Source organism: Streptomyces sp. NPDC058157 (assembly GCF_042884105.1).
GTDB lineage: Bacteria > Actinomycetota > Actinomycetes > Streptomycetales > Streptomycetaceae > Streptomyces.
The window spans coordinates 1-6,895 of the sequence record NZ_JBHVUQ010000296.1 but is presented as its reverse complement, the minus strand read 5'-3'; the positions used below and the strand labels follow the sequence as shown (position 1 = coordinate 6,895).

Genomic DNA, 6,895 nt, shown 5'->3' with positions numbered 1-6,895 from the left:
GTCTGGGGCGGAGCCCCAGGGAACGGGCGCGCAGCGGCACCGGCCCGCATCCGCCTACCTCCGCAGCCAGTCCCCGCCGGGGATCTCGCGGCCCGACACGGACAGCCGGGCGGCCAGCGGCGCGGCCGCGAGGTAGACCCAGGCCCGCACCCGGCTCCCGTCCCCCCGGACGACCTCCCGCGTGACCCGGTCGTAGACGTTCCCCGGGCTCCCGGGCCCCTCGTACTCCTCCAGCAGGTCCAGCGCGTCCAGCAGCTCCCCGTACGCGCCCGCCGCCGGCGTGATCAGCTCCCCCGCTATCACCGACCCCGCCCGCTCCACCGCGTACGGGTACCCCGGCCCCTCGTACAGCGTCGCCCCCGGCAGCCGGGCCGGTTCCTCGGCGGTGGTGCGGCCGTACAGGAACAGCCGGTGGTTGGCCTCGCCGGGCCGCAGCGTCCCGTACACGAAGAACGGCAGGACGCCGCCGGATCCCGGCCGATCGACCGATGTCACGAGCCCCTCCTTCGGCTACGCCGGACCTGCCCGGGCCGGGCCGAAAGGCCCGTCTTTCCCGTGCACCCCCACCGTACGCACCGCTGTTACACAATCTCCCGGTCGCTGTGACGGTCGCCGATTAACGTCCGATTCGCCCCTTTTCCTCACCCCCACGGTTCCTTTCCCATGTCGCGATCACCCCGCCGCCTCCCCACCGCCGCGCTGCTCTGCGCCGCAGCCGCAGCCGCCGCCGCACTGGCCGCCGGGGGCTGCGCCGCGCCCGGCGGGCTGGCCGCCGGGGAGCCCGTGGCCCCGGCCTCGCCGCAACCCCTGCCACAGGCCCTCTGGCCGGCCTGGGCCGACGACTCCCCGAAGGCCCCCGGGGCGGCGACCGGCACCCGCCAACCCCCGCCGACGCCGCTGGCGGACGCCCCCGAGGTGGGCCCCGAGGGGCTGACCGCGGTGAAGGCGGCCGAGGTCGTCAAGGCCGACCCGCGCATGCGGATGTTCGCGGAGAAGGGCTCGATCAACGCCCCCGGCCGGTCCGGGATCCGCCCGCCCGTCTACCTGGACCTGACCGGGGACGGCCGGCAGGAGCTGATCGTCGCGGCCGACACCGAGACCGGCCGCACGGCACTGAGCGTGTACACCGCCCGGGGAAAGCGGATCGTGCCCGTCCTGTTCACCCTCGGGCGGCGGATGGCCGCCGAGTCCCTGGGCCAGGACCTGCTGATCCGCACCGCCCCCGACGACGGCTCGGAGCAGGCCGTCCGCTACCACTGGGACGGAGAACGGATGACCGTGGTCAACGAGGAGCGGCGCTACAACAAGACCCTCCCGAGCCCGGACCCCGGCGGGTCCGCCCCCGCGGCGGGCCGCGGCTCCGGGGAACCCCGGTGAGGCGGCCGGCGGCCCGCTGCCGGCGGCTGCTGCGCGCCCTCGGGCTGCGCTGGAAGATCGCCGCGCTGCTGGCGGCCGGCTGTTCGCTGGTCGCGGTCACCATCGGGGTCCTGATCTACGAGGCCCGGGTGCGCCAGGTGTCCGACGCGGCCCGCAAGGGCGCGACCGAGCAGCTGATCCGGGTACGGCAGGTCTACGAGCTCACCGGCCGCCTCGACTACGACAAGGTCGGCGAGGCGGACGCCCGGATCGACTGCCCCCAGGTGCCGCAGGAGCTGCGCGCGGCGGCCCTGGACGGCCGCCGCACCACCTACCTCGACCTGGCCGGCCCGGATCCGGCGGTGTGGGCGGCGCGGCCGGTGGGCGGCGGGCACGTGCTGTCGGTGCGGCGCCCGCTGGCCGAGGAGCGGGCCGAACTGGAGGAGCTGGACGCCCAGCTGCTCGCCTCCGGGACGGGGGTGGTGGCGCTGGCGGCGGTCGGCGGGGCGCTGCTGGCGAGCCGGCTGAGCAAGGACCTGCGGGCGGCGGCCGAGACGGCCCGGCGGATCAGCGCGGGCGACCTGGACGCCCGGATCGGGCCGTCCGGGGCTCCGGGCAGCCGCGACGAGGTGGCCGAACTGTCCTCGGCGGTCGACACGATGGCGGCGAGCCTGCAGCGGCGGCTGGAGGCGGAGCAGCGGTTCACGGCGGACGTGGCGCACGAGCTGCGGACCCCGCTGACGGGTCTGCACACGGCGGCCGAGCTGCTGCCGGCGGGGCGGCCGACGGAGCTGGTGCGGGACCGGGTGGCGGCGCTGCGGACGCTGACGGAGGACCTGCTGGAGGTGGCCCGGCTGGACGCCGACCGGGAGGAGGCCCTGCTGGAGGCCCAGCCGCTGGGTCCGCTGGTGGTCTCGGCCGTCCGGCGGTCGGGGGTGGCGGCGGAGGTGTCGGGTGCCGGGGACCCGGTGGAGGGCAGCGGCGCGTGGGTGCGTACCGATGCCCGGAGGCTGGAGCGGATCCTGACGAACCTGCTGGTCAACGCGCGCCGGCACGGGCGGGGCCGGATCTCGGTGGCGGTGTCCGGGACCTCGGTGACCGTCCGGGACGGGGGCCCTGGCTTCCCGGAGACCCTGCTGCGGGAGGGCCCGCAGCGGTTCATGACCGGTGCGGCCGAGCGGGGTCAGGGCACGGGGCTGGGGCTGACCATCGCCTTCGGGCAGGCCCAGGTGATCGGCGCCGGGGTGCGGCTGTGGAACCCGGCGGACGGGGGCGCGGCGGCGACGGTGAGCTTGCCGCAGGCCTGAGGGGGGCGGGTTTCACCCGGACGGGGCGGGGGTGCACGGATGGCCGCGCGGGGCCTGTGACGTGCGCGGATTCCTCTCCTGGGGGCGCCCGGAACGGGATCTGACGAGGGGTCAGCAGGCGGTTGCCGGGCGGCCCGGTTTTCCTCGAGACACGACCCCGTGTCCCTTGGAGTGACGCATGCGCCGCAGGACCGCCCACGCGCTGACCGCCGCCGCACTGACCGCCGTCGCCTTCGCCGGCCCGGTCGCGGGAGCGGTGGCCGCCGCGGACCTCGGGATGCCCCCGTTCGCGCCGGGGGACTTCGCCGTGCTGGAGGTCTGGCCCAAGTCCGCCGTGCCGGGCACGACGGTCACCGTGAACACGAAGGCCTGCGGCCCGGGCGGCCACGCCGAGGGCGACGCCACCACGGTGGGCGGGGGCCGGTTCAAGCTGACGCCGGGCCCCCACAAGGAGGTCGTGGCGGGCCAGTTCCAGATCGCCCGCGACATCCGGCCCGGGACGTACGGCATCGGCGCCACCTGCGCCGACGGCAAGTTCGCCACCGGCGACCTGGTCGTCACCGAGCACGGCCCCCAGGGGCACGTGCGCACCGGGGTGGGCGGTGGCACCTCCACCACCACCGATCCGGCCAAGATCACGGCGGGAGCGGCAGTGCTGGCCGCGGCCGCCGTCGGCGGTACCTGGCTCCTGCGTCGCCGGGCGAGCGGCACGCGGAGCTGACGGGCGCCCACCGCGGCCGAGGCCGCGGTCCGACCGGTACCGCCCCCCGTCGCCCGCCCCGCGAGGTCCCCCCCGTTCGCGGGGCCGGGCGACGGCCACTCCTGTCCACGGCGAGGCGAGGGGGTACGAGGCATGGCCGCCTTCCCCGGCTTCCGGGGCGCCCGCGCCCTGCGGGCCATGACCCCCGGCCGCCGCCGCCCCGGCCCGCCCACGAGCACGGCCCCCGACACCCGGACGGGGGCCGGCGCGGGCGGGGACTCCGGCAGCCGCACGGCCTCCGGCACGGGCGCGGCCTCCGGCACGGGCGCGGCCTCCGGCACAGGCGCGACCTCCGGCACAGGCGCGGGTGCGGCCTCCGGCACAGGCGCGGGTGCGACCTCCGGCACGGGTGCGGCGGCCGGCGCCGGTACGGGTTCGCGTCGCGCCGCCGGTCACGGCCGCGGCCGTGACCGCGGCCACGCCATGCGCCCCGGCCGTCCCGGGCGGCGCGGGCAGGCCGGGCTGGTGGCGCTGGCCGTCTGCGTCGGCGTCTGGCTCGTGACCAGCGGCTCCGACGAGACCGTCCGGCCGCCGCTGCCCTCTCCCGCCGACGCCCTGAGCGCGCAGGCCCGCTACCCCGGCAGCATCGCCGCGCTGCCCGGCTCCCCGCCGACCCGGATCCGGATCCCGTCCATCCACGTGGACGCCCCGCTCACCGGGCTCGGCCTGGAGCACGACGGCAGCCTCGAGGTGCCGCCGCCCGCCCGGGGCGACCTCGCGGGCTGGTACCGGGACGGCGCCACCCCGGGTGCGACGGGCACCGCCGTGATCGCCGGCCACGTGGACAACGCGAGCGGCCCGGCGGTCTTCTACCACCTGGGCGCGCTGCACCGGGGTGCCGCGATCGAGGTGGCCCGCGCGGACGGCCGTACGGCGGTGTTCACCGTCCACGCGGTCGAGGTCTACGACGCGAAGTCCTTCCCGGACCGCCGCGTGTACGGGCCGTCGCCGCGCGCCGAGCTGCGCGTGATCACCTGTGGCGGCGGGTTCTCCCCCCGCACCGGTTACCAGGGCAACGTGGTCGTCTTCGCCCATCTCACCGGGACCTACTGAAACCGGGCACCCCGCCGCCCCGACCAAGATCATCTGCTTGCAGAATGACCCGTATGTCGATAACGAACACGCCCAGAACAGCCACGGTCGACGACGCCGCGGACATCGGCCGCAGCCTGGCCCGCGCCTTCGCCGACGACCCGATGATGTGCTGGTTCTTCCCGGACGGGGCCACCCGCGAGGAGGGCATGGTCCGGTACTTCGAGACGCTCCTCACCCGGCACTACGGCCGCCACGGCGTGTGCGAGCGCACCGACCTGGCCGCCTCCTTCTGGGTGGCGCCGGACGGCCGCGCCCTGCCCGACGACGAGACCCTCGACGAGCTCGCCGGCGTGCTCGGCGACCGGGCGGGGGTGTTCCGCGAGGGCATCGTCGCGGCCGCCGAGCACGCGCCCCCGGAGGACCACTGGTACCTGGCGGTGCTCGGCGCCGACCCGGCCGGCCAGGGGCGGGGGCACGGGGCCGCGCTGCTGCGCTCGGGCCTGGCCCGGGCCGACGCGGCGGGCCTGCCCGTGTACCTGGAGTCCTCCAAGGAGTCCAACGTGCCCTTCTACGAGCACTTCGGCTTCACCCTGCTCGGCGAGGCCCGGCTGCCCGGCGGCGGCCCGACCCTCTGGGTGATGCGCCGCGCCCCGCAGGCCTGACGCACCGGCGGGCGCGCGACCCAGGGTCCCGCGCCCGCCTGGCCCGAGGTCTACCCCCACTGCTCCAGACCCAGCTTGACGACCAGCGCCCCGACCACGGTCAGCAGCACGCCCCGGACGAACCCGCTGCCCTTCTTCAGCGCCATCCGGGCGCCGAGCATGCCCCCGGCCAGGTTGAACACGGCCATCAGCGCGGCCAGCTGCCAGAACACCATCCCCTGGTAGGCGAACATCGCCAGCGCCCCGGCGTTGGTGCAGCAGTTGACGATCTTCGCGGTGGCGGAGGCGGTGACCAGGTCGAGGTGGAGCAGGGCGGTGAGGGCCAGCACCAGGAACGTTCCGGTGCCGGGGCCGATGAGTCCGTCGTAGAAGCCGATGCCCAGGCCGGCGAGGGCGATGGTCAGCAGGACCCGCCGCCGGGAGACGGGCGAGGCGGAGGGGGCGGCGCCGAAGCCGGGCTTGAAGATCACGACGGCCGCGACCACCACGAGCACGCCCATGATGAGCGGCCGCATCGTGTCCTTGCTGATCCCGCCCGCCAGTGCCGCCCCGCCGACCGACCCGGCGAGTGCCGCCAGCCCGATCCGGACGGCGAGCTTCACGTCCACCGGGGTCTTGCGCACGTAGGTGACGGCCGCCCCGGACGTGCCGACGATGGCCACCGCCTTGTTGGTCCCGAGGACGGCGGCGGGCTGGGCGTGCGGGAGGCCGAGCAGCAGGGCGGGCAGGAGCAGCAGTCCGCCGCCGCCCACCACCGCGTCGATCCAGCCGGCCGCCGCCGCGGCCACGCACAGCACGATGATCATGGTCGTTGATATGTCAGGCACGGACCCGACCCTAGGGAGCTGATCGATGCGCGTCGCATCGATTTCCGGAAAGTTGCGCGAAGCTTGAGCTTCACACCCCCCGCGCCCCGCCCGCCGGAAGCCTCACCGGTCGCCGCCACGGGCGCTGAGGGCGGCGTTCCGTCCGGGTAACAGGAGCGATGCGGTGGGGAAACAGCCGCCGCGCACGCTCGTTCCATGACCTCGAAGCAGCGTGTGGTGGTGATCGGCGGCGGCCTGGCGGGCCTGCGGCTCGCCGCGCGGCTGGGACCGTCCGCCGCGGTGACCGTCCTCGGCGAGGAGTCCCACGCCCCCTACAACCGGGTCCTGCTGGCGGAGGTGCTGGCCGGCCGGTACACCCCCGACGTGGCCGCCCTGCCGGCTCCCGGGCCGGTGCTGCGGCGGGGGGTGCGGGCGGTACGGATCGACCGCGACGTGCGCCGGGTGCACTGCGACGACGGCACGGCCCCCGGGTACGACGTCCTCGTGCTGGCCACCGGCTCGAACCCGGTGCTGCCGCCGCTGCGCGGGCTGTTCCCGCCGGGCGGCGGGGAACTCCCCGACGGGGTGCACGCGTTCCGCACCCTGGACGACTGCCTCGCCCTGGACGCGGCCGTGCGTCCGGGGGTGCGCGCGGTCGTGATCGGCGGCGGCCTCCTGGGCGTCTCCGCGGCCCGTGCGCTGGCCGCGCGGGGTGCGCAGGTGGTCGTGGCCCAGCAGGCGGAGCGGCTGATGGAGCGCCAGCTCGACGCCGACGCGTCCGCGATGCTGCACGCCCATCTGACGGCCCTCGGCGTGGAGATCCACACCGAGTGCCGCGTCAGGGGTCTGACCACGACCGGTACGCCCGCTGCGGCGCCGCTGCGCGGGGCTTCCTCCCCGCCCCGCCCTTCCTCCGTTCCCAGGGGCTCCGCCCCTGACCCCGGCACCGAGCGCCGCGCGGCCGGTGCG

The 6,895-nt window shown here is 76.5% G+C and carries 8 protein-coding genes; 6 read left to right on the top strand and 2 right to left on the bottom strand.

Going from position 1 to position 6,895, the window contains the following annotated elements:
• Positions 1-54 precede the first annotated feature (54 nt).
• Positions 55-495 carry a gamma-glutamylcyclotransferase family protein gene (locus tag ACFVXK_RS36120; RefSeq protein ID WP_389620820.1) on the bottom strand — a complete coding sequence of 147 codons (441 nt, stop codon included), beginning with the start codon at positions 493-495 and terminating at the stop codon, positions 55-57.
• A 168-nt stretch (positions 496-663) separates the two neighbouring features.
• Here ACFVXK_RS36120 and ACFVXK_RS36115 point away from each other — a divergent pair, with 168 nt between their 5' ends.
• The 5 genes from ACFVXK_RS36115 to ACFVXK_RS36095 all read left to right on the top strand — a co-directional run bounded on the left by ACFVXK_RS36115 (position 664) and on the right by ACFVXK_RS36095 (position 5,120).
• Positions 664-1,377: a hypothetical protein gene (locus ACFVXK_RS36115; protein ID WP_389620817.1), complete on the top strand. Its 714-nt coding sequence runs from the start codon at positions 664-666 to the stop codon at positions 1,375-1,377.
• On the top strand, positions 1,374-2,663 hold the full coding sequence (locus tag ACFVXK_RS36110) for an ATP-binding protein (protein ID WP_389620815.1): 1,290 nt from the start codon (positions 1,374-1,376) through the stop codon (positions 2,661-2,663). The genes ACFVXK_RS36115 and ACFVXK_RS36110 overlap by 4 nt, the downstream gene beginning before the upstream one ends.
• 178 nt (positions 2,664-2,841) lie before the next feature.
• Positions 2,842-3,384, top strand: coding sequence for a hypothetical protein (locus tag ACFVXK_RS36105; protein ID WP_389620812.1), 543 nt, complete (start codon positions 2,842-2,844; stop codon positions 3,382-3,384).
• Positions 3,385-3,846: 462 nt separating this feature from the next.
• On the top strand, positions 3,847-4,476 hold the full coding sequence (locus ACFVXK_RS36100) for a class F sortase (RefSeq protein ID WP_389620823.1): 630 nt from the start codon (positions 3,847-3,849) through the stop codon (positions 4,474-4,476).
• Positions 4,477-4,520: 44 nt separating this feature from the next.
• Positions 4,521-5,120 (top strand): GNAT family N-acetyltransferase, encoded by a 600-nt coding sequence (locus ACFVXK_RS36095; protein WP_389620809.1) that lies wholly within the window; start codon positions 4,521-4,523, stop codon positions 5,118-5,120.
• A gap of 50 nt (positions 5,121-5,170) precedes the next feature.
• On the opposite strand, the gene ACFVXK_RS36090 is transcribed toward ACFVXK_RS36095, so the two are convergent.
• Positions 5,171-5,947 (bottom strand): sulfite exporter TauE/SafE family protein, encoded by a 777-nt coding sequence (locus tag ACFVXK_RS36090; protein WP_389620806.1) that lies wholly within the window; start codon positions 5,945-5,947, stop codon positions 5,171-5,173.
• Between the two features lie 195 nt (positions 5,948-6,142).
• On the opposite strand from ACFVXK_RS36090, the gene ACFVXK_RS36085 reads away from it, so the two are divergent.
• The coding region (locus ACFVXK_RS36085; RefSeq protein ID WP_389620804.1) for an NAD(P)/FAD-dependent oxidoreductase at positions 6,143-6,895 on the top strand (753 nt) is incomplete at its 3' end.